We start from the raw sequence: 24,290 nt of genomic DNA on the forward strand, positions 1-24,290 counted from the left end.
GCCCGTGCCGGATTACACAACGCTCTGCCGCAGGCAGAAGCAGCTGAATGTGCAGATCCCGTATCGTGCGGCGCCCGGGCCGCTGCATCTGCTGGTGGACAGCACCGGGATCAGGTGCTCTGGCGAAGGCGAGTGGCAGGTCCGCAAGCATGGAGCCAGCCGCCGCAGGCAATGGCGCAGGATCCACATAGTTATCGACGCTGATACGCTGGAAGTGCGGGCGGTCGAGATGACCGGAAACTGCATCGGCGATGCGCCTGTTCTGCCCGATCCGCGGAAGCAATTCCCGGCGCAGGAGCGGATCGGCAGTGTCACCGCCGACGGCATCTATGACACCAAAGGCTGTCACACCGCCATCGCGGATCGAGGGGCCGATGCCATCATCCCCCCGCGACGGAATACCCAGGCAAGGAAGGGCATTGATCCGGGCCTGCAGAAGGTTCGGCAGGGCCAACTGGAAGAAATGGTCAGGATATCACCGACGAAGCCGCGTGGAAGCCAGGATGAGATGCGTTAAGCTCCTCGGCGCGCGCATCATGGCCAGAGACTTCGACAGGCAGGATGCAGAGGTTCAGCTCCGCATCGCACTCATGAACCGCTTCACATCACTCGGCACGCCCGAGACCGTTCGCATGCGCTGAAGATGTCTGGGAAAAGGGGCAAATCCGACTTCATAACGAATAGCGCAACACTTATGCGGACTTGCTCGAAGAGATCCCTACATGGGTAGGTCCAGGCGAGATGATGGCGTCAATGGTTATCACGAAACGGGCATTTGCCAGTCTGGAGGAGGACGGGGTGCTCACGCCACGCACCAAAGCCCCGAAGGTCATCGCGCGCTGGCACCTGTCGGATGGTCAGGCGCTGCTCGAAAAGATGAGAGTGGTCTCGCATGAATTGTCGATGGATGAGAGCGGCTGGGAGAGCATCCAGCACGCGAAAAAGCGGAAGGGCGTTCCGGTCGGGAAGATCGTTGCTATGGCCTTTGCAAGGCAGATCGCGCTTGGCCGGGATGTCAGGATCGACGGATACAACGGGTTCCGTGTCCGCACGGAGGATGTCGATATTCTGGCTCAAGAAATGGCTGGCAGGGCCACCGGGCAGAAAGAGTTCAGTGAGACCGTCTCGGCGGCGACCTTCGGGCGCAGCGTGGGTTTACGCGACGGAGGCTATTTCCAAAGGCTGATCGAGGCGGGTCATGTGCCAGCCCAAAAGGTCAAAAATCCGAAGACTCATACATTGCAACGGCGGATGACGCCTGCCGATGTCCCAGACTTCCATCGGAAATTCCTCACGACTCCAACGATCGGGGTCGAGTTCGGGCTGCATCGGAACAGGATTCTAGCGGTGCTAGGCGCCGCTGGTGCCCGACCTTTCACCCTGGATGGCGCGCCAGTCGGGTCAGTCTGGTTGCGAGAAGAGGTTCAGCACCACTTCAAAGCCCGTTAGCGGAAAACTGGGTCAAACGGCGGCAACACTATGATTGGCGTCGGGAAGGCGGAAAAGTTTCTTTTGAAAACATGCAACTGATGCGATTACGCGCTATGCCCTGAAGATTTCACTTGACAGTGGTTGTGCATAGAAACGCGATTTCGTGCATACTTATGCTACGTTGGCAACATTTATAAATAAAATGGCGACCCCGGGAGGACTTGAACCCCCAACCCCAGACTTAGAAGGTCCGTGCTCTATCCAGTTGAGCTACGGGGCCGACAAGACCTGATACATGCTCATGAGTAGGTTCGCAACGGTTTGGCCGAAAACGGAAGCATCTGATTTTGTTGCTTTCTTGAACGGGCCAGCCCAGATCTCGCAAACTATTGTCATTAAAAATGTAAAAAAATGTTTGTAAACAGGATGATAGTGTAAATTAATATGTATTTGGTTTGGATAAGAGTTCGAATCCTGCCGGGAGCGCCTCCCCCCCACGCATGTGCCAATGTCGTTCGACATCGCAATCCCAACTTTTCGACAAAAGTTGGGATTGCGAGCTGCAACCTGCGTTGCTGGGCTATGGCGGCCATCCGACAGGTGCCAGCGCGCGATGACCTCGGGGGCTTTGGTGGGTGGCGTGAGCACGCCGTCCTCCTCCAGCCTGTCAAATGCCCGCTTTGTGATTCCCATCCACGCCATCATTTCGGCCGGCCCAACCCAGGTTGGCATTTCTTCCAGCAGGTCCGCGCGAGTGTCGGCAGAGAAGATCTTGCGGTTGTGCGCGTCTGGATCGTCTGGATGAAAGACGCCCGCTGCGGTGAGAATCGCGTCGACTACGGGAGCGGTCAGGCCAGGCTCTCGTGCGGCTGAGACAAAGGAATGCAGCCGCCTGCCATCGGTCGATGGATTATCTGCTACAATCACCGACGCCCCCACACCGTCCATGGCGGACCGCTGCCTGCCGTGGTCTGCTTCAGCTGTACCGAAACCGATCAGCAGACGCAGGCACAAGCTTAAATCAGCCGGGAAACTGTCCAAGAATCGGGGAGCAGCTCAGGTTGCGACTGGAGCGAGGTCAGGGATGACCGGTGGCGGCAGGATATCTCGCTGTCGACGTCGAAAGCGGGCCTGCTCGCGCAAGTGGATCTGGATTTCGCCGGGACTGCCGCCGCTGGCCAGCTGGCAAGGGGCCTGGCGCGCGTGCTTGCGATGCGACCCGGGGCTCTGCTGATCGATGCCACGCGGCCTGACCCTGCGGCGGCGCCACAGCCGCGATCAATGATCTGGGTCACCGGCGCGGGGCGACGGGCATGCTCAGCCCGCCTGACTTGTTTTGCGGAACTGGAACCGGGGCATTTACCCCCGGGTTCCGGTGCCGTTCAGAGGTTTTCCGATTGCGGGAAACCGAGGATATGGAAGCCGCCATCGACATGGATCGTTTCGCCCGTCGTGGCGCGGCCATAGTCGGAACACAGCCAGACCGCCGTGCCGCCGATGGTTTCCAGTGTGGCATTCGCCCGCAGCGGCGCGTTTTCTTCGGTGTGGCGGAAGGTCGCGCGCGCGCCGCCGATCGCCGATCCGGCCAGCGTCTTCATCGGCCCGGGTGAGATCGCATTCACCCGCACGCCCTGCGGCCCAAGGTCATTCGCCAGATAGCGCGTCGCTGATTCGAGCGCGGCCTTGGCCACCCCCATCACATTGTAATTCGGCGCGATTCTGGTCGAGCCCTGGAAGGTCAGGGTGACAAGGCTGCCACCGTCCGGCATCAGCTCGGCAGCGCGGCGGGCCACGTCGATAAAGCTGAAACACGAAATATTCATCGAATTGAGGAAATTCGCGCGGCTCGTATTGGTGAAGCGCCCGGTGAGCTCGTTCTTGTCGGAATAGGCGATGGCATGGACCACGAAATCCAGGCTGCCCCAGCGGTCTTTCAGCGCAGCAAAACAGGTGTCCAGCGAGGCCTCATTAGTCACATCGACATCAACAAGGATATCCGACCCGACCGAGGCGGCAAGCGGCTGCAACCGCTTGCCGAATGCCTCGCCCTGATAGGAAAAAGCCAGCTCTGCCCCTTCGGCCGCCAGCGCCGAGGCAATGCCCCAGGCAATGGAACGGTCATTCGCAACCCCCATGACGAGGCCGCGTTTACCCTGCATCAGTCCGGCCATTGCCCGGTTCTCCCGCTTTATTCTTACCCGAGATATTTACTCATAACCAAAGTGGCATTGGTGCCTCCGAACCCGAAACTGTTCGACAATACACCGTCAATTTCGACATTCTCGCGAAGGCTGGTCACGATCTCGCCCGGCAGCAGCTCCGGGTCGGGGGTTTCGACATTGGCCGAAGCCGCGATGAAACCCTTGTTCATCATGATCAGCGAATAGATCGCCTCATGCACCCCGGTCGCGCCGAGCGAGTGGCCGGTCAGCGATTTGGTCGAGGCCACCGGCGGGGTCTTCCCCTCGCCAAAGACGCGGCGGATCGCCTTGATCTCGGTGATGTCACCGACGCCGGTCGAGGTGCCGTGGCTGTTGAGATAGTCGATCCGGCGGCCCTGGGGCAGGGTGGACAGCGCCAGTTTCATCGACCGCTCGCCGCCTTCACCCGAGGGCGCGACCATGTCATAGCCGTCCGAGGTGGCGCCGTAGCCGGTGACTTCGCCGTAGATCTTTGCGCCACGCGCCAGCGCATGGTTCAGCTCTTCCAGCACAACAAGACCGCCGCCGCCTGCGATCACGAAACCGTCGCGATTGGCGTCATAGGTGCGCGAGGCGCGTTCCGGCGTGTCATTGTATTTCGACGACATCGCGCCCATCGCGTCAAAGAGGCACGACAGCGTCCAGTCGAGCTCCTCGCCGCCGCCGGCGAAGACGATATCCTGCTTGCCCATCTGGATCAGTTCGGCGCCATTGCCGATGCAATGCGCCGAGGTCGAGCAGGCCGAGGTGATCGAATAGTTCACGCCCTTGATTTTAAAGGGTGTCGCAAGGCAGGCCGAGGTCGTCGAGGACATGCCCTTGGTCACGCCGAATGGGCCGATCCGCTTGGGCGAGCCGGTTTCCGCGACGATGTTATGCGCCTTGAAGAAAGATTTGGTCGAAGGGCCGCCCGATCCGACGATGATGCCGGTGCGCTCATTCGAGATATCGCTTTCCTCAAGGCCCGAATCTTTGATCGCCTGTTGCATCGCGATGTAATTATAGGCCGCACCATCGCCCATGAAACGCAGGTCGCGCTTGTCGATATGGTCCTCGAAGGTAATGTTCGGCTGGCCATGCACGCGCGAGCGGAAGCCACGCTCGGCATAGTCAGAGGCGAAAACGATGCCGGATTTCCCGGCGCGCAGGCTGGCTTCGACCTCGGCCACATCATTGCCGATGGGAGAGACGATGCCGAGACCGGTGATGACGACGCGACGCATAGGGGTACAGTCCTTGCCTTGAGGTCAGGTGGCCGAGAGGGCGACCTTCATATCTTTCACGAGGTAGATGGTCTCGCCATCCGCTTCCACGCGCCCGTCTGCCACACCCATGGTCAGGCGGCGGGTCTGCACGGCCTTGGTGAAATCGACGAAATAGCGCAGCATTTTGCGCTCGGGGCGCACCATGCCGGTGAGTTTGACCTCGCCCACGCCAAGCGCATAGCCACGGCCTTCCCAGCCGCGCCAGCCGAGGTTAAACCCGGTCAGCTGCCACAGCCCGTCAAGGCCAAGACAGCCCGGCATGATCGGATTGCCGGGGAAATGGCAGGCGAAGAACCACAGATCCGGCGTGATGTCGAATTCGGCCACCACATGGCCCTTGCCATGCTCGCCGCCATCTTCCGAGATCTCGGTGATGCGGTCCATCATCAGCATCGGCGGCTCGGGCAGCTGGGCGTTGCCGGGGCCAAACAGCTCGCCCCTTGCGCAGGCGAGCAGGTCATCCCGGTCGAATTTGTTCGGATAACGCCCCATAATCTCCCCGTTCTGTCTTTAGTTTCACAACTTTCCTCTAACAGAGGCGACAAACATAGGGCAAGGGTGCAGCGCTTGCGAGGGGGCCGCAGGGCAATTTGGCGGTTTTCAATTGAATCCTCGGGCCGCAACACTTTATAATCTTTCCAGCAACGCCCGTATGACAGCCTGCGGTGTCGCGTCCGGCCGGTGCTGCCTCCCTGCATTTTTCAGGGGCCGGCAGCCCGGAGGCGGAACGAGATGCCGGGATGCTGTGGCACAAGGGCAGGAGCAGGATGGATATGGCACAGGCGAGCGACGCTCACGATGTAAGGGCTCAGGCCGAGCTCAGGGCTCAGGCACGGGCCTCTGACTGGCTGCAACGCGGGGGCCTGCGCCCGACGCGGCAACGCCTTGCTCTGGCCAGCCTGCTGGTCGGCGATGGCGAAGATCGCCATGTCACCGCCGAAAGCCTTTTCGAGATGGCCGGCTGCGCGCAGGAGAAAGTCAGCCTCGCCACCGTCTATAATACCCTGCGCGCGTTTTGCGATGCCGGGCTCGTGAATGAGATCGTGGTCGATGGGGCGCGCAGCTATTTCGACACGCGGATCGACGATCACCCGCATTTCTACTGGGAAGACAGCGCGATCCTGACCGATGCGCCCAAGGAAGAGCTCGAGCTTGCCCGTATCCCCGAACCGCCCGCCGGCACTGCAATCAGCCGTGTCGATGTGGTAATCCGGCTGCGCCGCAAGTAACGGCACCTGCGCCCCCCGGGCGGCGCCGGCAGTGGGCGGCCGGTCAGCCTTCTTTCAGCCGCCGATCAGCGCGCCGCGCGATTTCAGTGCATTCAGCCAGAACAGCCCCTGGGCCGTGCCGCGCGCCGGCCGATACTCCGCGCTGATCCAGACATTTTCCAGCTCTGCCACCGCATCGCAGAGATCAGGCAGCGAAAAGCCGCCGCCGCCCGGCTCATTGCGGGCGGGAAAGCCCGCGATCTGCACATGGCGGATGCGGTCCCGATGATCCGCCCAGACGCTGGCCGCATCGCCATGCAGCTTTGCGGCATGCCAGATGTCGAATTGCAGTCCGATCTTCGGATTGGCGATATCGTCGATGATCCGCGCCGCCTGGTCGAAATCATTGAGGAAGTAGCCCGGCATATCGTCGGGGTTCAGCGGCTCCATCACGAGCGTCAGATCCGGCGCCTGTTCGGCGGCCCAAGAAAGATTGGCGGTAAACACCGCCTCGGCCTGCGGCCCGCGCGCGACACCGGCCATAACATGCACCGCAGGGACATTCAGCCGCGTCGCATAATCGGCAGCGTGAAGAAACCCGTCGCGAAAGGTCTGCTCATCGCCGGGCCGTGCGGCAAAGCCGCGATCCCCCGAAGCCCAGTCGCCAGGGGGCGTGTTAATCAGCACGAGCGGCATGTCGCCAAGCGCGCGTTCCCATTCCGCTACCGGGTGATCATAGGGGAACAACACCTCGACCCCGTCAAAGCCGGTGCGCCGCGCCCAGTCGGGGCGGTCCAGCATCGGGACCTCTGTGAAGAGATAGGTCAGATTGGCGGCGAAGCGGGACATATATCGGGATCAGGCCAGTTCTGAGGATCTGATGACGGGAAAGAACTCCCCCGAAGACCAGAGGCCAAACCAGCTATCCCCGTCATATGTCTCATGGCAACCGAAATCCACCATCCGGAGAAAGCTTTTCCGGTCGATCCGCGCCCAGAGCGCCGCCTCACCCTCACCCCGGATCAGGATATAGGGGGAGGGCTCGCCGGAAACAGGATCGCGTCGGACCTCCAGCGGATGGGCGCCCGAGGCCCGGGCCACGTCCCCGGTCTTCGTGGTAAAACGCAGCACCTGGTCGCGCCCGGTGCCTTCCGCCTCGATATCAACGGCGAAGAGCGGCGCATCTTCGACAAGTATCCCGACCTTTTCGACCGGCGTGACAAGGTAATATCTGCTTTCCTCGCGCTTCAGGATCGACGAGAACAGCCGCACCAGTGCCTCGCGCCCGATGGGCGTGCCGAGATAGAACCATGTGCCATCCCGCGCGATCCGCATGTCGAGATCACCGCAAAAAGGCGGGTTCCACAGATGGACCGGCGGCAAACCGCCCTTCTTTGTGGCCGCTGTTGCCGCCTTAGCCAGGCCGTCGGCCGAGGGCTGATTGTTACTCTGATCCTGCATGGTCCTCACCAGGTTGCCCCTCCAATGTCGGATGCCCGGGCCCGGATCACAAGACCACGCCGCAAATGGCTGATTCAGGATGCCTCCGGCGGGGATATTTAAGGACAGATGAAATCACCTTCTCCTTTTCATCTGTCCTTAAATATCCCGGGGGAGCGCGCAGCGCGTGGGGGCAGGGCCCCCGGCGACACTGGCCCCCGGCGAAACATCGCGCGTCTGTCACGATCATTTGTGTCAAGTCGCCTTTTGGCATTTGTGGTCCGGCGGTGATTTCGGTCTAATGTCTGCGCTGAGACCGACGTTCAACACAGATGGAGCCTCTGAATGACCGCAGCCCCCGCAGGAGATGTCGCGCTGGTGACCGAGATCGAGGCTCTGGGTGCAAAGCTCGGCGAGGCCCGCGCCTCGATCGAGCGCCGCTTCATCGGGCAGGAAAAGGTAGTTGAGCTGGTGCTTTCGGCCATGCTCTGCGGCGGACATGCTTTGCTGGTCGGTCTGCCGGGGCTTGGGAAGACCCGCCTTGTCGACACGCTTGGCACCGTCATGGGGCTGAACGCCAACCGCATCCAGTTCACGCCCGATCTGATGCCGGCGGATATTCTCGGCTCCGAAGTGCTCGAGACCGCGACCGATGGCAGCCGCGCCTTCCGCTTTCTCGAAGGCCCGGTCTTCTGCCAGCTTTTGCTCGCTGATGAGATCAACCGCGCCAGCCCGCGAACGCAATCCGCGCTTTTGCAGGCGATGCAGGAGAAAGAGGTCACCATCGCCGGTCAGCACCGCGCGCTTGGCCGGCCGTTCCATGTTCTCGCGACCCAGAACCCGATTGAACAGGAGGGCACCTATCCGCTCCCCGAGGCGCAGCTGGACCGTTTCCTCGTCCAGGTCGAGGTCGATTACCCGACCCGTGCGGTCGAGCGAGACATCCTTCTTGCCACCACCGGCGCGGCTGAGGCCGATGCCATCCAGGTTTTCGACACCGATCAGCTGATCCAGGCACAATCGGTTATCCGCCGCATGCCGGTTGGCGATAAGGTAGTCGAAGCTATCCTCGATCTCGTGCGCGCCTGTCGTCCGGGGGAACCCGAAGGCCGCGATCTGAAAGACAGCCTCGCCTGGGGGCCGGGGCCGCGCGCGGCGCAGGCTTTGATGCTGACCGTCCGGGCGCGGGCGCTCCTTCACGGCCGGCTCGCGCCGTCGACCGACGATGTGGCGGCTCTGGCCCAGGCCACGCTGACGCATCGGATGGCTTTGTCCTTCGCCGCCCGCGCGCGGGGCGAGACCCTGGCCGCGGTGATCTCGCGCACCACCACCCGCATCCTCGGGCTTGAGGCGGCTGCGTGAGCCCGACCCTCCAGAGTTCGGCCCTTCAGAACGAGGCCCTTCAGAGCCGGGCGGAGGCGCTCGGCCAGTCGCTGCCGCCTTTGCTGGCCGAGGCCGAGATGCTGGCCGCCACCCTGATGCTGGGCGAACATGGCCGCAGGCGAGCAGGGTCTGGCGATGAGTTCTGGCAATATCGCGCCGCGCATCAGGGCGACCCGGCGCGGGCCATCGACTGGCGGCGCTCGGCGCGATCTGACGGGCATTTCATCCGCGAACGTGAATGGCAGGCGGCGCAATCGGTGACGCTCTGGGTCGATCCGGCCAAAAGCATGACGTTCACCGGCGGCAAGGACCGCCCCGCCAAGGGCGAGCGCGCGCGTCTGCTGGCGCTGGCGCTGGCGGTGCTTTTGTTGCGCGGCGGCGAGCGGGTCGGGCTGGCGGGGCTGGCGCAGCCGCGGTCAGGCCGCAGCCAGATTGTGCGGCTCGCGGCGCGGCTGGCTGGCGAACCCGAAGCCGGGGATTACGGGGCGCCTGAAACGGCAGGCATGGTCGGCCATGGCCGCGCGGTGTTCGTCTCGGATTTCCTTGGGCCCATCGAGCCGGTCGAAGCGGCCCTTTCCCGCGCGGCGGATCGGGGGGTGCGTGGCGCCCTGTGCCAGATCCTGGATCCGGCGGAGGAAGAATTTCCCTTTGATGGCCGGGTGATTTTCGAATCGATGTCAGGATCCATGCGGCATGAGACGCAGCAGGCTGGCGAATTGCGCAGCCGCTACCTCGCCCGGCTGGCCGAGCGCAAGGACCGGTTGAGCGAGCTTGCCCGCCTGGTCGGCTGGCAGTTTTCCACATTCCATACCGGAGCCCCGGCGCAATCTGCGCTTTTGTGGCTCTATCGCGCGCTGGAGGGCGGGCGCTGATGTTCATGATTGGTCCGGTCGGGTTTCTGACGCCCTGGATTCTCTGGGGGCTCGCAGCGCTTCCGGTGCTGTGGTTCCTGCTGCGTGCGGTGCCGCCGGCGCCAATCCGCCGCCGTTTCCCGGGTGTCGCGCTGCTTCTGGGCCTGCAGGACGAGGATGCCGAGACCGACCGTACGCCCTGGTGGCTGCTGCTTCTCAGGATGCTGGCGGTGGCGGCGGCGATTATCGGCTTTGCCGGTCCGGTGCTGAACCCTGAGCAAAAACAAGCCGGTACGGCACCACTTCTGGTGGTGCTTGACGGCGGCTGGGCCGAGGCGCGCGACTGGGCGCGCCGGATCGAGCGCGCGGGGCTTGTGCTGGACGAGGCCGGTCGCGACGGTCGCACGGTCGCGGTGATCCGCCTGACCGATGCGCCCCAGGAGGTGACCTTCCGCGCCGCCGAGGACTGGAAGGGCAGGCTTGCGGTGATGGAACCCTCGCCCTGGCTGCCGCAGGATCCCGGCGCCTGGATCGACCATTTCCCGGCCGGAGAGTTCGACACGCTCTGGTTGTCGGACGGGCTGGATCACGAAGGGCGCGCCATGCTGGCGGGATTGTTCGCCGATAAGGGGCAGCTGACGGTGCTGACCGGCGATGGCCCGGTGCTCGCGCTGCATCCGGCGGGCTTTGCCGAAGGCGCGGTGCTGCTCTCCGCCTCGCGGCTTGAGGCGGGCGGGGCGGCCGATATCGAGGTCACCGGGCGTGGCCCGGATCCTTCGGGGGTGGAGCGCGAACTCGCGCGGGCCAGGATCAGCTTTGCGCCAGGCGAGACCCGGGCCGAAGTGAAGCTTGACCTGCCGCCCGAACTCAGGAACCGCGTCACCCGCTTCGAGATCGCGGGCCTGCGGTCTGCCGGGGCGGTGAGCCTGACCGATGACAGTCTCAAGCGGCGCAAGGTGGCGCTGATCACCGCGGGCCCCCAGGCCGAAGGGCTGCAGCTTTTGTCGCCTTTGCATTACCTGCGCCAGGCGCTGGAGCCGGTGGCCGATCTGATCGAGGCGCCGGTGACGACGGCGCTGCCCGCCAATCCCGATGCCGTGATCCTGGCCGATGTTGCGCGGCTGACCGCATCGGAAGAGGCGGTGCTGGTGGAATGGGTCGAAAAGGGCGGGCTGTTGCTGCGCTTTGCCGGGCCGCGCCTCGCGGCCTCGGATGTGAGCCGTTTCGAGGAAGACCCGCTGATGCCGGTGCGGCTGCGCGAAGGGGGCCGTGCGCTTGGTGGCGCGATGAGCTGGGGCGATGCGAAAGAACTGGCGCCGTTCCCCGAGGGCAGCCCCTTTTTCGGCCTCGCACTGCCTGGCGATGTCCAGGTGGCCGAGCAGGTCCTGGCGCAACCCGATCCTGACCTTGCGGAACGCACCATCGCGGCGCTGGATGATGGCACGCCGCTGGTCACGCGGAAATTCATGGGCGACGGCCAGGTCGTGCTGGTGCATGTCACCGCTAATGCGGAATGGTCGACTTTGCCGCTGTCTGGCCTTTTCGTGCAGATGCTTGAGCGGCTGGCGATCTCGACCCGCCCGTCTTTGCCGGGCGCGCGTGAACTCGCCGGCCAGATCTGGGTGCCCGAGGTGATGCTGAACGCCTGGGGCGAGGAACGAGACGCGGGCGAGGTCGCAGGTGTGCCCGGCGAAGACCTGGCGATTGCGATGGTGGCAGGGCCTGGCCCCGCCCATCCGCCCGGTCTTTACGGCGGTGCCGACCGCCGTGTCGCCCTGAACGTCGTCAGCCCCGAGACCAGGCTGGTGGCGGCGGAATGGCCGGCTTCGGCGCGGGTCGAAGGTCTTGCGACCCCGCCCGAACAATCGCTCAAGGGCTGGCTTTTGTCGGCCGGGCTGGTGGTGCTGCTGGCCGATATCCTTGCCTCTCTCTGGCTTGGGGGGCGGCTCGGCGGCCTGCGGCGCGGGGTTGCGGTTCTCGCGGTGGCGCTTTTGGCCGGGCTGGCCGCGCCACAGGCGCAGGCCCAGGGCAGCGGCGAGACGCCGCCGGCGCCCCCCGAGGCCGCACAGACCACCGACAGCGCGCCGCCTGACACGCCGCAACCCGGCGATGACTTCGCGATCCGCTCCACCTCGGGCGTCTCGCTGGCCTATGTGAAAACCGGCGATTCGCAGATCGACGAGACCTCTGAATTCGGCCTTGTCGGGCTTGGCGACCGTCTCTGGGAGCGCACCTCGATCGAGCCGGAATATCCGACCGGGATTGATCTCGAGGCTGATGAGCTTGCGTTTTTCCCCTTCCTTTACTGGCCGGTTACGGCAGATGCGCCTACGCCGTCGGACGCGGCCTATGCGAAACTGAACCAGTTTCTGCGCACCGGCGGTATGATCCTGTTCGACACCCGTGACGCCAATATCGCGGCCTTTGGCGGCGGCACTCCGGAAGGCCAGGCGCTGCAACGGATCGCCGCCGGTCTGGATATCCCGGCGCTGGAGCCGGTGCCCGAAGACCATGTTCTGACCCGCACCTTCTATCTGTTGCAAAGCTTCCCGGGCCGCTGGGCCGAGGGCACGATCTGGGTCGAGGCGGCCCCCGCAGATGCCGGTCAGGAAGAGGGCGTGCCGTTTCGCAACCTCAATGACGGGGTGACGCCGGTGGTGATCGGCGGCAATGACTGGGCGGCGGCCTGGGCCACCGATGAAAACGGCGTGCCGCTTTTGCCGGTGGGCCGGGGGGCGGCGGGCGAACAACAGCGCGAGCTGGCCTGGCGGTTCGGCGTCAATCTGATCATGCATGTTTTGACAGGCAATTATAAATCCGACCAGGTCCATGTGCCTGCGCTTCTTGAAAGGCTCGGCCAATGAACGGCGCGATGACGGCGCATCTTGTCTTCGATCCGCTGGTGCCCTGGCCGCTTTTATGGGCGCTTGGCGGCGTGACGCTTCTGATGCTGGCGCTGGCGCTCTGGCGGGGCTTGCCCGGCTGGTTTTTGCGCGGGCTTGGGCTGGCTGCGCTTCTGGCGGCGCTGGCCGGGCCGGGGCTGCAAAGCGAGGACCGGCAGAACCTTTCGGACATTGTAATCGTCCTGGTGGATGACAGCGCGAGCCAGGGTCTTGGCGCGCGGGCCGATCAGACGCGGCGCGCGCTGACGCGGGTGGAGGCCCAGGTCGCTGCGCTGGACAATACCGAGCTGCGGGTGAAACACATCACCGATGGCGCCGACAATACCGGCACGCTGGCGATGACCGCCATGTCGGAGGCCCTGGCCGAGGAACCCCGTGCCCGGGTGGCCGCGGTGATCCTGATCTCGGACGGGCGGGTGCATGACCTTGAGATGCGCCCCGATCTGCCCGCGCCGTTCCATCTGCTGCTGACCGGCGAAGCGGCCGACTGGGACCGCCGCCTTGTGGTGCAGAACGCGCCGGCCTTCGCGATCATCGGCGAGGAATTCAAGCTGAAGCTCAGGATCGAGGATCAGGGTCTGGTGCCGCCGGATGTGCCGCAATTCGCCGATCTGACCATCGCGGTCGATGCCGATGCGCCGCAGACCTATTCGGTGCCGGTGGGCGAGGATCTGGAACTGCCGGTCGTGCTGCCGCATGGCGGGCTGAATGTGCTGCAATTCGCCATCGGCCCGACCCCCGGCGAGCTGACCGAGCGCAACAATACCGCCGTGGTGCAGATCAACGGCGTGCGCGACCGGCTGCGCGTGTTGCTTGTTTCGGGCGAGCCTCATGCCGGGGAACGCGTCTGGCGCAACCTGTTGAAATCAGATGCCAGCGTCGATCTCGTGCATTTCACCATTCTGCGCCCGCCGGAGAAACAGGATGGCGTGCCGGTGGATGAGCTGTCGCTGATCGCTTTTCCGACGCGCGAGCTGTTTATCGAAAAGATTGACGAATTCGACCTGATCATCTTTGACCGCTATCGGATGCGCGGCATTCTTCCGATGTCTTACATCGACAATGTCGTCCGCTATATCCGCGAGGGCGGCACGGTTCTGGTGGCCTCGGGGCCGGAATTCGGCGCGGTCGACAGCCTGTACCGCTCGCCTCTGGCCGAGGTGCTGCCGGTGGCGCCGACCGCTCAGGTCATCGAAGGCGGGTTCCGCCCGAAGATCACGGAACTCGGCCAGCGCCATCCGGTCACCGAGGGCCTCGACCGTTTTGCGCCTCAGGGCGAAAACGGCGAGCCGGGCTGGGGCCGCTGGTTCCGGGTTATGGAGGTCGAGAAACTTTCCGGTCAGACCGTGATGGAGGGGCCGGATGGTGCGCCTTTGCTGGTGCTTGACCGGGTGGATGAGGGGCGGATCGCGGTCCTGACCTCGGATCATGCCTGGCTCTGGGGCCGCGGTTATGAGGGCGGCGGGCCGCAGCTGGAGCTTTTGCGGCGGCTGGCACATTGGATGCTGAAAGAGCCGGATCTTGAAGAAGAGGCGCTGACGGCGACCGCCAAAGGCAATGAACTGACCATCACGCGGCGCACGGTGTCCGAGGATCCGCCAGGGCCGCTGATTGTCACGGCACAGGACAGTGCGGTGGAGGGAGAGCCCGGGAAGCCGGTGATCCTTGATATGATCCAGGTGGCACCGGGCAAGTATCAGGTGGTCTGGCAGGCGCCCGAGGCCGGGCTTTACCGGCTGGAACAGGGCGATCTGACGCGGGTGATCGGCGTCGGCCCGGCCAGCCCGCGCGAATTCGTCGAAACCATCGCCTCGGGCGATGCGGTGATCGCGCCGAAATCCGCCGGCGGCCCGGCCTATGGGTCGGTGACCCGGCTGGAGCCGGGCCTGCCTGACCTGCGGCAGGTGGCAGAGGGGCGACCGGTGACGGGGCGCGGCTGGATCGGTATCACACCCCGCGAGGCCTGGATGACCACCGAGGTGCGGCTGGCGGCTTTGCTGCCGGGCTGGGCCTGGCTTGTGCTGACCGCCGGGCTGGTCATCGCCGCCTGGCTGATCGAGGGCCGCCGGGGCGCGAAGCGCTGAGGGGGGGGGCGGGCTGCCGAATGCCCTTTCCCCCTGTTTGCTGCCGGGGAGGCAGCGGCCCGTTTCTGGCAAGCGAAACGAGGCCCGGGTAGAGCCGAGGCCTCATTTTGTCAGGTGTCAGGCGCGGCTGATCTCGTCGAGATACCAGGTGATATAGCGCAGCTCGTTATACTCCATCGGTGCGATGGGGCCTGGCTCGAAGTAATGCGATTTCACGCCGCGTGCGGTGTGTTCGATGATCTTCTTGTCTTCCTCGGTCGTGACTTTCCAGAGCCAGGTCAGGCGGTTCAGATCGTAATCGACGCCTTCCTCTGCGCCGTCTTTCACCAGCCAGATCAGTTCCATCTCGCAGGTATCATGGGTTTTCGGGATGAAACGGTAGATCATGCCGTGATCGGGATAGCAGACCAGAAATGTGGTGCCACCGAGATGGATTGAGGTCACGCCGCCATCATAATCGGTGAAGCGCCCCATCAAAGGTGCGAGGGGGGAGCCATCTTCGGACCCGGTCGAGGCGCCCTCGTAAAGCGCATAGCGGAAAACATCGACCGCCTCGCCGCCCCGGGATGAATTCTGCCAGTGATTGCCCGACAGCACCGAAAGCCCGAGCGCGCAGCTCTTTTCCTCCATGGCGGCATTGAGACCGGCGATCACTTCGGGCGGTTGCTCCAGCGCATGGGTCTGCGAATATTCCGGATGCGCCGGGCCACAGTGATAGCATTCGACATAATTCTCGACCGCCAGCTTCCAGTTCGCGGAAATCGGATAGGTCTCGCGATGGGCGACCTTTGCCGCGCCCCAGCCATATTGGCCGATACTGGCGTGCAGGGATTGCTCCACTTGCGTGAAATCCAGCGGGTCTTTCGCGAAGGAGATGAAGACCAGCCCTTCGACCACCTTCACATGTACTTTTTTCAGCGCATGTGCGGCGCGGTCGAAATCCTTCGGCATCAGCCGGGCCGCGCGCAAAGCGCCGTCCAGCGTATAGGTCCAGGCGTGATAGGGGCAGACGAACATCTTCGCATTGCCCTTGTCTTTGGTGCAGACCTCGGCACCGCGATGGCGGCAGGAATTCAGGAGCCCATGCACCTCGCCCTGCATGTCGCGTGTCAGGATGACCTGTTCATCGCCAAGGCGGAACAGCTCGAAATCGCCGGGCTTCGGGATCACGCTTTCATGGGCCAGACAGTGCCAGTGGCGGCGGAACACCCGCTCCATATCACGGGCAAAGACGTCCGGATCCATGTAGAAATCCCGAACGAGGCCATGGCCCGGGCGGTGTTCCGCGATCAGCCGCGCAATGGCGTCGGGCTTTTGGTCCGGGGTGGAAAAACTATCGTCGTGAAGCGCGCCCAATCTGGCCTCCTGCTGGTTTGTTTGCTGCCCCGGGTGATCGGAGACGCCGGGCTATGGTCCGGGGCGGACCTGCCAAAGCGCTCCTGACTGCCCGCCGCAGCCACGCTGATTTCCGCCTCAGGGCTGGTTTCCGGATGTCTGGCCTGTGCCCTTTCGCGAACAGAAATGGCACCTTCCCGGCCGCTCCTTCAGCCAGTGGGTCCCGCCATGCCACGAAGCGCCGCACCCGTTGCGGGGGCAGCGCCGGCATCGGTCCGGCTTCCCAATTCTCCTCCAGACCTCCCGATATGGTGGCACCCTGATCTGACGCGATCAGAGCAGGCGCTATGTGAAAAACTGTTCTGTCTGCGGCAAATTATGTCGAAATTGATCTGAGGCCCGGAATGTGATGCGTTTCAGGCTGCGGCCCGCCCTCCGGCGCCCGGCTGAGCGCGAAACTGGGCTAAAATGCTGCTTCCGATCATTGCTGATCACGACCAGGGCAAAGCGGGCCCTGGCCCTTTGCCCGGCGATCAGGGCCGTGACGAGGCCTCTGGCTTCCTCACCCGGCCCCGAGGCGGGGGAAGCGGCCTCAGCGCCGAGCGTCAGTTGCGCGAGGGTCTCGGGGATGTCAGGCCTCGCCCGCCCGGGCAGCATCAGCGCGATGTTTTGCGCCGCCGTCAGACCGGGGATCACCGCCGCCGCCGTTGACGCGTGCAGCGCAGACTCGCTCCAATGGTCGGGCGGAACGGCGGAATGGCGTGGCGGTCCGCGCAGCAGATCCGTTGCCGCTGCGACTGGCAGGAAACCGCAGGCCGGATCTCTGTCGGGGCAAACAGATCTTCCATCTCGCGAAAGCGTCAGGTCCGGTTGCACCCCGCCCGCCGACGTCGCGCGCGGTCATGCCAAAGTGTTTGTGAAAAGCGGTGCTGAGATGGCCGGGGCCGGAAACGCCTCAATCATAGGCGGCTTCGGGCAGCGAGCGGCGGTTGCTCCGGATCAGATTGGCGGCGCGTTCCAGCCGCAGATCGCGCAGGCATTCAAACAGTGTCATGCCGGCTTCGCGCCGGCAGCTGCGCTTGAGCGTCACATGGCTGTTGCCGGGGCTTTGGGCGAGATGATCCAGGCAAAGTGTCCCCACGTGCCGGTCTTGCAGCAGGGCCTCGGGCATATCCTGGCCGAACTGCGCGTTCGTCGAAGACCTGACCGATCAGGGCCAGGCATTCGCTTTCTTTGCGAAAAAGTGCCGCCGCACTGGTCAGGCCGTCGAAAGACCTCTCGGGCAGATGCCGCGCCGGGCAGGAGAGGAAAAAGCCCGGCACCATGCCCTGGCCGGGCAGCTCTGCTGTCATCAGGGCGCGCAGACGCAGGCTGACAATATCGGATTCCATGGTGGTCACAAAGCTCAGACAGGCCTCGCCCGGAAGCGTGATCCTCGTGGTCTTGCCCTTGCCGGGCAGGAAATGGGCAGGCTTGATCCGGCGCAAGGTTGGCGGTTCGCAGCGGCGTAGCCTTTCGTGATGTGGCGGTCGGGCCACTGGTAAAGGGACCCGCGCCAGTCGCGCCGCAGGAGGGGCCACTGTCATGCAAATCAGTATCTGTGCAGCCAGAGGCCGCCGGTGGCGCGATATTGTCCATTCATGCTCTTGCCCGCCACGCCCGACAGTTGAGCCAGAATGCCGCGACGGTCCCCTGCCTTGCGGGTCGGGTCTTTCCCATGGCCGGGATTGCCGGGCCTCAGGGGGGTATCGGATTGTCTCTCCGCTCTCAGTCGCGGGGGCGGTCGGATTTCGTACGGCCTCTTCCGCCTGTTGCGAACCTGGTGGCCGTCCTGTTCCTGGCCATTTACCCTGGCGCAATGGCACCATTCGGTGCCAGGTGCCAGGTGCCGGGCCAGGGTCTGAGACAGCTTGCGGGATCTCGCGCCGCAGAGGTCAGGCTCCCCGCGGGCCGGCGTGACGTCGGTCCTGCGTCAGAAGGGCTTTACCACCACGGCCCAGAGGATGGCGATTACGGCAAAGACGCTGATTTCGTTGAAGATCCGCAGAAACAGGTCACTTTCGCGGAACTCGCCGCGCCGCGCGCGCCAGACCATGCGGCCGGTCCAGATGTAATGGATCACAAGAAACGCGACGAGGCTCAGCTTCAGATGCAGCCAGGGATCAAACCCCCACCAGCCGATAGCCAGCCAGAGCCCGGTCGCAATGGCGATCACCATCAGCCCGGCCGAAAAGCGATAGAGCCGCAGGGTCAGATCGCCAAGCGGTCCGAAAGCGCCAAGGCTGGCCCATTCGCGCTTCCAGTAGATCAGCGCGCGCGGCACCGCGAAGATCGAGGTCATCCAGCCCATCACGGCCAGAATATGAATGATTTTGATCCAGTCCATCGGCTCAGGTGGCAGATTTCCCCCTCTTTGATCAAGGGAGAAACTGTCGCAGGGCCTCAGTAGCCCCGGATACGGTCCACCAGATGGAGGAGGGGCTCGCCCGTTTCTGCGCGGCGGATGTTTTCGGCAATCACCTGTGAGGCGGTCACCGCGCGGGTATCGGCGGCAACATGCGGCGTGATGGTGACCTTAGGATGCGCCCAGAACGGGTGGTCCTGCGGCAGGGGTTCGACCCGGAAGACATCCAGCGTGGCATGCGAGATCTGGCCGGCATCCAGCGCCGCGATCAGCGCGGCATCGTCAATCAGCGGGCCACGCCCCGGGTTGATGACCACGGCGCCCGGGGCCGTCATCGCGAGCGTGTCTGCATTGAGGATATTCTGCGTGTCCGGCGTGTTGGGCAGCAGGGTGATGACGATCTGCGCATCGCGCAACGCTTCCCGCAGGCCGGCCTCACCATGAAAGGTTGCGAGGTCCGCGATGGATTTCGGGCTGCGGCTCCAGCCTTTGACCGGGAAATTCAGGGCCTGGAGCGCGCGGGCACAGGTGAGGCCCAGCTCGCCCAGACCAAGGAAGGTGACCGGGCGCTGGCGGGCGATGGGCGGGCAGGCGTGGTCCCAGACCCGGCCTGGATTGACGATATGGCGGTCCATGCCGAGATGATGGCGCAAGACGTGTCCCGTGACATATTCCACCATGCTTTCGGTCAGGCCCGGATCGACCATCCGGGTCAGCGGCTGGGTAAGGCTTTGATTGCCCACGATACGCTCGACCCCGGCCCAGAGCGACATGACCGCTTTGGCGCGGGTGAAGGGGGCGAAATCCTGCAAAGGCGAGGTGGGCGCATAGAGGATATAGTCGATCGCCGCAGGGTCATGCGCTTCGGTAACGATATCGGCGCTGATACCGGCCGCCCTTAGCGCGGCGGGCAGGAAGGGTTCATATTCATCCCAGCCGGGAGCGGAAAAGAAGATCTGTGTCATGGCCGCGAGCCTGCGTCGCGCTGCATGATTTGTCCAGAGGGGGCGCCCCTTCGGGGCGCTTTGCGCGTTCCGCGCGGTGCGTATTTAAGTCAGGAGAAAGCCCATTCCCCCTTGATGCTAATACTTATCTGCTGGCTGCCGCTCAGCGCGGCCGGTGGACATGGGCGCTTTGCATCAACCCAAAGCCCACAAGGATCACCAGCATGGCCGAGCCGCCATAGGACATCAGCGGCAGCGGCACGCCGACCACCGGTGCCATGCCCATCACCATCGACAGGTTCACCGCGATATAGAAGAAGAAGTTGGCGGCGACCCCGATGATCAGGAGGGAGGAGAACCGGTCGCGGTTTTGCAAGGCCGAGATCATGCAGAATCCGATGATCAGCGCGTAAAGGATCAGCAGCGAGAAGGCCCCGACAAAGCCGAATTCCTCGGCGAGCGTCGAGAAGATGAAGTCGGTCTGCTTTTCCGGCAGATAGTTCAGCCGCGACTGGGTGCCCTGCATGAACCCCTTGCCCGACCAGCCTCCGGAGCCAAGGGCGATCTTGGCCTGGATGATGTTATAGCCCGCCCCCAGCGGATCGGCAGAAGGGTCGAGGAAAGTGTCGATCCGGCGGAACTGATAGTCATGGAGGAGCTGCCACTCAGTGCCCCGGCTCTGGAACACTGCCACAACAGTGCCCACGACCAATCCGGTCACGGCAGCGAAATACCAGTAGCTGACGCCGGCCGCGAACATCACTGCCGCCCCCGCCATGAGGAGCATCAGCGAAGTGCCGAGGTTGGGCTGCATCAGCACCAGCACCGTCGGCAGCGAGGTCAGCAGCACCGGGATCAGCACCCATAAGGGTCGCGATACTTTGCGGATATCGAGCCAGTCATAATAGGCGGCCAGCATCAGAACGAGGCTGAATTTCATCATCTCGGAGGGCTGGAGCCGCAACGGCCCGAAATCGATCCAGCGCTGCGCCCCCATGCCCACGACGCCATAGAGATCGACGATGATCAGAAGCACGAAAGAGGTCAGATAGGCGATCCCCGCCATCGAGCGCCAGAACCAGACCGGCACCATGGCGACCATGAACATCAGCACCATGCCGGCGGCAAAGACCTGGGCCTGGCGCCGGGCCCAGAGGTTGAAATCCCCGCCCGCCACCGACCAGAGCATCAGGATACCCACCGCCGAAACCGCCGTAACCAGCACGATCACCTGCCAGTTCAGGTAAAGCACCTTGCGGATGCCAGTCGGTGCCTGTTTCAGGCGGTTCTCGAAAAATGCCATTGGCTCAGGCCTGATCGGAAGTGGTGAGGGCGCCGGTCTCGGGGTCGCGCAGCGGCAGGTCTTTCAGCATCGATTCGATCCGGCCGCGCTGGTCGGAAGGGTAGGCGGCCAGGGGCGGGCGGCCTCCGGCAAGGGCCGCAAGGATCACATCGCGCGCAACCGGCGCCGCCACAGTCGAGCCGCCGCCGCCATGTTCGATGATCACCGCCACCGCATAGCGCGGATTGTCATAGGGCGCATAGCCCACGTAAAGCGCATGGTCGCGCCTGCGCCAGGGCAATTGTTCGTTGCGGATCACACCCTGGCTGCGCTCGGCTGCGCTGATGTTGCGGACCTGGCTGGTGCCGGTTTTGCCGGCAAGGATCATGGTCGGATCAACGATCCGGGCCGAGCGCGCGGTGCCCGCCTGGCTGTTGACCACATCCCACATCCCCTGGCGCATCGCCGCAAGATGGCGTTCTTCAATCCCGAGTGAGGCCGGTTCAGGCGCGGCAATCTCTTTCCCGTCGATCATCCGCACCAGGCGCGGCTCTACCGCGCGGCCCGAGGCGATCCGCGCCGTCATCACCGCCAGTTGCAAAGGCGAGGCCAGCACATAGCCCTGACCGATCGAGGCGTTGATCGTGTCGCCGATCCGCCAGTCCTGGCCGTAGCTTTCCTGTTTCCAGGCGCGGTCGGGCATGGTGCCCGGCACAATCGCCGACATCGGCAGCTCATGGCGGCCCCCCAGCCCGAGACGGCGGCCCATCTCGGCCATCTTGTCGATGCCGACCTTTTGCGCGATGTCGTAATAATAGACGTCGCAGCTTTTCTGCAGGCTCTGGGTCAGCGACAGCGTGCCATGGCCGCCCCGGCTCCAGCAGTGGAAGCGGCGGCCGCCGAATTCCAGATAACCCGGGCAGCGCACCTTATGGCCAAGGTCAATCGCACCTGAATCAAGCGCCGCCAGCGCGGTGACCATCTTGAAGGTCGAACCGGGCGGATAGGCGCCCGAGACCGCTTTATTCGCCAGTGGCCGGTGGTCGTTTTCGGTCAGGCTGGCATAATCGGTATGGCTGATGCCGCGCACAAAAAGGTTCGGGTTGAAAGAGGGCGCCGAGGCGCAGCACAAGAGATCGCCGTTCCGGACATCCATCACCACCACGGCGGCGCTCTCGCTGCCCAGACGGGCCTGGGCGAAGTTTTGCAGATCGGCGTCGATGGTCAGGCGGATATCGCCGCCGGCGACACCTTCCTCGCGGCCAAGTTCCCGCATCACCCGGCCAAAGGCGTTCTTTTCCACCTGGCGAGTGCCGGCACGACCGCGCAGCACCTTCTCCATCCAGCGCTCGGTCCCGATCTTACCGATCTGGAATTTCGGCAGTCTGAGGATCGGGTCAGGATCCTCCTGCTCGTCGAGATCCTTTTGCGACACCGCGCCGACATAGCCGACGATATGCGCGAAATCATAGCCGCGCGGATAGATCCGCGACAGGCCGACCTCGGGGATCACGCCAGGCAGCGCCGGCGCATTGATCGCAACTTTCGAGAAATCGTCCCAGTCGAGCCGGTCTTTCACCACGACCTTCACATGCGCCGCGTTCTTCTTCACATCGGCCAGCGTCTGGTCCAGCTCTTCGGCGGTCATGGGGATCAGCCCGGCAAGGCGGTGCATCACCCGATCCACATCGCCCGCGTCCTCGCGCGTGATCACCACGCGGTAATTCTGTTCATTCCCGGCGATCAGCTTGCCATTGCGGTCCTGGATCAGGCCGCGCCCCGGCGGGATCAGCTCGATCGAGATGCGGTTCTCTTCGGCCAGAAGCTTGAATTCCTCGGCCTGGTCGACCTGGAGATAGCGCATCCGCACGCCAAGCGCCGCCACCATCGCCGTCATGCCGCCGCCCAGCAAAAGGCCCCGCCGCGTGATGCTGCGGGCGCTGTCTTCAGCGTCTTTTTGCGTGCGTCTCATCAGGTCACCCGTTCACAACCGTCTGCCGAAATCATCCACCTCACCGGTGGCGGGTTTTCTCAGATCAAAAGCCAGGCGCGACAGGCCCACCACCAGCGGATAGGCGAGGATCGACCACAGCACCTGGACCACGGCGAATCCGAAAGGCGGCAGATCAACAAGGGTCAGCGTAAGCGCCAGCCGCTGCGCCAGCAACATCGCGATCATCAGCCCCGAGGCCAGCAGCCATTCGACGGCGAAATTCATCTCACGCGTCAGCGCATGGCGGCCGCGCAGGAATTCAGACGCGAGCACGACCAACGCGGTCCAGAGCCCCGGCGGGCGCAGCAGCAACAGATCCTCGATCAGCAGGACCGGCGCGATCAGCCAGACCGGCAGGAAATCGGGGCGGCGCATCATCCAGGCGATGATCAGGCATAACAGCAGATCCGGCCCGGGAAACCGGCCCACTGCCGTGCTCAGCGGCAAAAGCCGCACAAAGAGAAACAGCCCCGCCAGTGCCAGGAAAAGCAGCCGGTATCCCCAGGGATCCATCTGCATCCGGCCGATCATTGCCCGCCCCCTTGCGCATCGGCGCCCTGGCCGGTGGCATCGCCGCCTTCGGCATAGCCGGATCCGGTTTCGCCGATCTCGCCGCTGCCGGTGGTGGGCTGGGTGGCGGCCTCGCGTTCACCGTCAACCGTTGCCACGGGGACCGAAGGCAGCGGCGGCGCAATCAGCTGGCCGGGGTCAAGGATCGGCTCCAGTTCATGGCTGCGAAGCACGCGCAGGAATTCAAGCCGCTGGTAATCGGCCGCGAGCACCACCCGCAGCCTGCGATCCGATCCCATCGCGACCTGGCCGACCAGCAGGCCGGCGGGAAAGACACCACCATCCCCGGAGGTCACCACGCGGTCGCCGGGCCGGACCTCATCGGTGGTCTCGATGAAATCAAGAAGCGGCAAGGCACTGTTATCACCCGACAAAAGCGCCTTCTGCCCCGAAGGCTGAATGGTCACCGGAATGCGGCTTGAGGTGTCGGTGATCAGGATCACCCGGCTCGTGCGGGCGCCAACGCCCGAGATGCGGCCCACAAGCCCGATCCCGTCCATCGTGGCCCAGCCGTCGCGGATGCCATCGCGCTCGCCGACATTCAGCAGCACCGACTGGCGAAACGGGCTGCCACTGTCCGCCAGCACCACGCCGGTCACATGGGTCAGTTTCGGGTCGAGCCGCACATGGTTCAGATCCAGAAGCCGCGCATTTTTCTGCTCCAGCTGAAGCGCCGCCTCTTTCCAGGCCTTCATCTGCTGCAGCTCGCGCTTCAGTTCCTGGTTTTGTTCATAGATGCGGGTATAGGACTGAAAGTCCTCGATCATGGTCATGGCGCGTGTCACCGGCACCAACGCCCATTCCATATTGGGGATCACCGCATCGACCAGCGCCGCGCGGAACCGCTCCACCCTTGGGCTGTCGATGCGCCAGAGGATAAAGATCCCCAGAAGTGCCGCCACCAGCAGCCCGACCAGCAGCCGCCGCACGGGGCGGGAAAACTCTTCTGATCCGCTACGGCTTCTCGACACGCGCGCGCCCCGGTGGTGCTTAAAA

At 64.0% G+C, this 24,290-nt stretch carries 20 protein-coding genes, 1 tRNA gene, 1 pseudogene and 1 riboswitch; of the genes and pseudogenes, 7 read left to right on the plus strand and 15 right to left on the minus strand.

What is annotated here, in order from left to right; genetic code table 11:
• Together AC4FS3_RS12435 and AC4FS3_RS12440 are read left to right on the plus strand one after the other, a co-directional pair.
• Positions 1-641, plus strand: a pseudogene (locus tag AC4FS3_RS12435) (IS5 family transposase); the annotation flags it as partial.
• 61 nt (positions 642-702) lie between these two features.
• On the plus strand, positions 703-1,449 hold the full coding sequence (locus AC4FS3_RS12440; protein WP_491020839.1) for a hypothetical protein: 747 nt from the start codon (positions 703-705) through the stop codon (positions 1,447-1,449).
• A 185-nt stretch (positions 1,450-1,634) separates the two neighbouring features.
• Here the strand turns inward: AC4FS3_RS12440 and AC4FS3_RS12445 are convergent.
• The 5 genes from AC4FS3_RS12445 to fabA form a co-directional block, all read right to left on the minus strand.
• A tRNA-Arg gene (locus tag AC4FS3_RS12445) sits at positions 1,635-1,711 on the minus strand.
• Positions 1,702-2,445, minus strand: coding sequence for a hypothetical protein (locus tag AC4FS3_RS12450; protein WP_491020840.1), 744 nt, complete (start codon positions 2,443-2,445; stop codon positions 1,702-1,704). Before AC4FS3_RS12450 ends, AC4FS3_RS12445 begins: the two co-directional genes overlap by 10 nt.
• A 368-nt stretch (positions 2,446-2,813) precedes the next feature.
• Positions 2,814-3,602 carry an enoyl-ACP reductase FabI gene (locus tag AC4FS3_RS12455; protein ID WP_198837043.1) on the minus strand — a complete coding sequence of 263 codons (789 nt, stop codon included), beginning with the start codon at positions 3,600-3,602 and terminating at the stop codon, positions 2,814-2,816.
• Between the two features lie 23 nt (positions 3,603-3,625).
• Positions 3,626-4,855, minus strand: coding sequence for a beta-ketoacyl-ACP synthase I (gene fabB / locus AC4FS3_RS12460; RefSeq protein ID WP_283178696.1), 1,230 nt, complete (start codon positions 4,853-4,855; stop codon positions 3,626-3,628).
• Between the two features lie 24 nt (positions 4,856-4,879).
• Entirely contained in the window at positions 4,880-5,389 is a 510-nt protein-coding gene (gene fabA, locus AC4FS3_RS12465) for a bifunctional 3-hydroxydecanoyl-ACP dehydratase/trans-2-decenoyl-ACP isomerase (protein WP_283178695.1), read from the minus strand.
• Between the two features lie 281 nt (positions 5,390-5,670).
• On the opposite strand from fabA, the gene irrA reads away from it, so the two are divergent.
• Positions 5,671-6,126 carry an iron response transcriptional regulator IrrA gene (gene irrA, locus AC4FS3_RS12470; RefSeq protein WP_491020841.1) on the plus strand — a complete coding sequence of 152 codons (456 nt, stop codon included), beginning with the start codon at positions 5,671-5,673 and terminating at the stop codon, positions 6,124-6,126.
• Positions 6,127-6,180: 54 nt separating this feature from the next.
• Here irrA and AC4FS3_RS12475 read toward each other — a convergent pair whose 3' ends face one another.
• Both AC4FS3_RS12475 and AC4FS3_RS12480 read right to left on the minus strand, forming a co-directional pair.
• Positions 6,181-6,954 (minus strand): hydroxypyruvate isomerase family protein, encoded by a 774-nt coding sequence (locus AC4FS3_RS12475; protein WP_491020842.1) that lies wholly within the window; start codon positions 6,952-6,954, stop codon positions 6,181-6,183.
• A gap of 9 nt (positions 6,955-6,963) precedes the next feature.
• Positions 6,964-7,566, minus strand: coding sequence for a DUF1285 domain-containing protein (locus AC4FS3_RS12480; protein WP_491020843.1), 603 nt, complete (start codon positions 7,564-7,566; stop codon positions 6,964-6,966).
• A 324-nt stretch (positions 7,567-7,890) separates the two neighbouring features.
• Between AC4FS3_RS12480 and AC4FS3_RS12485 the strand changes: the two genes are divergently transcribed.
• From AC4FS3_RS12485 to AC4FS3_RS12500, 4 genes are read left to right on the plus strand one after another with little or no spacing between them, the layout of a single operon-like run.
• Complete coding sequence (locus tag AC4FS3_RS12485) at positions 7,891-8,907, plus strand: AAA family ATPase (RefSeq protein WP_491020844.1); 1,017 nt, start codon at positions 7,891-7,893, stop codon at positions 8,905-8,907.
• Positions 8,904-9,800: a DUF58 domain-containing protein gene (locus AC4FS3_RS12490; protein ID WP_491020845.1), complete on the plus strand. Its 897-nt coding sequence runs from the start codon at positions 8,904-8,906 to the stop codon at positions 9,798-9,800. Before AC4FS3_RS12485 ends, AC4FS3_RS12490 begins: the two co-directional genes overlap by 4 nt.
• Positions 9,800-12,643, plus strand: a complete 2,844-nt coding sequence (locus AC4FS3_RS12495; protein ID WP_491020846.1) for a DUF4159 domain-containing protein — start codon at positions 9,800-9,802, stop codon at positions 12,641-12,643. The genes AC4FS3_RS12490 and AC4FS3_RS12495 overlap by 1 nt, the downstream gene beginning before the upstream one ends.
• An 8-nt stretch (positions 12,644-12,651) precedes the next feature.
• Positions 12,652-14,766, plus strand: a complete 2,115-nt coding sequence (locus AC4FS3_RS12500) for a hypothetical protein (RefSeq protein WP_491020847.1) — start codon at positions 12,652-12,654, stop codon at positions 14,764-14,766.
• Positions 14,767-14,883: 117 nt separating this feature from the next.
• Here the strand turns inward: AC4FS3_RS12500 and AC4FS3_RS12505 are convergent, their stop codons facing one another.
• From AC4FS3_RS12505 to mreC, 8 genes are all read right to left on the minus strand, one after another.
• On the minus strand, positions 14,884-16,122 hold the full coding sequence (locus AC4FS3_RS12505) for an aromatic ring-hydroxylating oxygenase subunit alpha (protein ID WP_491020848.1): 1,239 nt from the start codon (positions 16,120-16,122) through the stop codon (positions 14,884-14,886).
• A 104-nt stretch (positions 16,123-16,226) separates the two neighbouring features.
• Positions 16,227-16,438: riboswitch (cobalamin riboswitch) on the minus strand.
• A 703-nt stretch (positions 16,439-17,141) separates the two neighbouring features.
• A complete protein-coding gene (locus tag AC4FS3_RS12510) occupies positions 17,142-17,588 on the minus strand; it encodes a hypothetical protein (protein WP_491020849.1) in 447 nt (148 codons plus the stop codon).
• A gap of 485 nt (positions 17,589-18,073) precedes the next feature.
• Entirely contained in the window at positions 18,074-18,487 is a 414-nt protein-coding gene (locus AC4FS3_RS12515) for a CopD family protein (RefSeq protein WP_283178686.1), read from the minus strand.
• 56 nt (positions 18,488-18,543) lie between these two features.
• Positions 18,544-19,470, minus strand: a complete 927-nt coding sequence (locus AC4FS3_RS12520; RefSeq protein WP_283178685.1) for a 2-hydroxyacid dehydrogenase — start codon at positions 19,468-19,470, stop codon at positions 18,544-18,546.
• A 142-nt stretch (positions 19,471-19,612) separates the two neighbouring features.
• Complete coding sequence (gene rodA, locus AC4FS3_RS12525) at positions 19,613-20,752, minus strand: rod shape-determining protein RodA (RefSeq protein WP_283178684.1); 1,140 nt, start codon at positions 20,750-20,752, stop codon at positions 19,613-19,615.
• A gap of 4 nt (positions 20,753-20,756) precedes the next feature.
• Positions 20,757-22,703 (minus strand): penicillin-binding protein 2, encoded by a 1,947-nt coding sequence (gene mrdA / locus AC4FS3_RS12530; RefSeq protein ID WP_491020850.1) that lies wholly within the window; start codon positions 22,701-22,703, stop codon positions 20,757-20,759.
• A gap of 12 nt (positions 22,704-22,715) precedes the next feature.
• Positions 22,716-23,255 (minus strand): rod shape-determining protein MreD, encoded by a 540-nt coding sequence (locus tag AC4FS3_RS12535; RefSeq protein ID WP_092898972.1) that lies wholly within the window; start codon positions 23,253-23,255, stop codon positions 22,716-22,718.
• Entirely contained in the window at positions 23,252-24,265 is a 1,014-nt protein-coding gene (gene mreC / locus AC4FS3_RS12540) for a rod shape-determining protein MreC (RefSeq protein ID WP_283178683.1), read from the minus strand. The genes AC4FS3_RS12535 and mreC overlap by 4 nt, the downstream gene beginning before the upstream one ends.
• Positions 24,266-24,290: the final 25 nt, after the last annotated feature.

Source organism: Pseudogemmobacter sp. TB195 (assembly GCF_058313095.1).

Bases quoted from the DNA above. Each gene is read 5' to 3' on its own strand.
- AC4FS3_RS12475 (WP_491020842.1), bottom strand. From the start codon at position 6,954: ATGTCCCGCTTCGCCGCCAATCTGACCTATCTCTTCACAGAGGTCCCG.
- AC4FS3_RS12495 (WP_491020846.1), top strand. From the start codon at position 9,800: ATGTTCATGATTGGTCCGGTCGGGTTTCTGACGCCCTGGATTCTCTGG.
- AC4FS3_RS12500 (WP_491020847.1), top strand. From the start codon at position 12,652: ATGACGGCGCATCTTGTCTTCGATCCGCTGGTGCCCTGGCCGCTTTTA.
- irrA (WP_491020841.1), top strand. From the start codon at position 5,671: ATGGCACAGGCGAGCGACGCTCACGATGTAAGGGCTCAGGCCGAGCTC.
- AC4FS3_RS12485 (WP_491020844.1), top strand. From the start codon at position 7,891: ATGACCGCAGCCCCCGCAGGAGATGTCGCGCTGGTGACCGAGATCGAG.
- AC4FS3_RS12455 (WP_198837043.1), bottom strand. From the start codon at position 3,602: ATGGCCGGACTGATGCAGGGTAAACGCGGCCTCGTCATGGGGGTTGCG.
- AC4FS3_RS12520 (WP_283178685.1), bottom strand. From the start codon at position 19,470: ATGACACAGATCTTCTTTTCCGCTCCCGGCTGGGATGAATATGAACCC.
- rodA (WP_283178684.1), bottom strand. From the start codon at position 20,752: ATGGCATTTTTCGAGAACCGCCTGAAACAGGCACCGACTGGCATCCGC.
- AC4FS3_RS12515 (WP_283178686.1), bottom strand. From the start codon at position 18,487: ATGGACTGGATCAAAATCATTCATATTCTGGCCGTGATGGGCTGGATG.
- fabA (WP_283178695.1), bottom strand. From the start codon at position 5,389: ATGGGGCGTTATCCGAACAAATTCGACCGGGATGACCTGCTCGCCTGC.
- AC4FS3_RS12480 (WP_491020843.1), bottom strand. From the start codon at position 7,566: ATGCAGGATCAGAGTAACAATCAGCCCTCGGCCGACGGCCTGGCTAAG.
- fabB (WP_283178696.1), bottom strand. From the start codon at position 4,855: ATGCGTCGCGTCGTCATCACCGGTCTCGGCATCGTCTCTCCCATCGGC.
- AC4FS3_RS12535 (WP_092898972.1), bottom strand. From the start codon at position 23,255: ATGATCGGCCGGATGCAGATGGATCCCTGGGGATACCGGCTGCTTTTC.
- mrdA (WP_491020850.1), bottom strand. From the start codon at position 22,703: ATGAGACGCACGCAAAAAGACGCTGAAGACAGCGCCCGCAGCATCACG.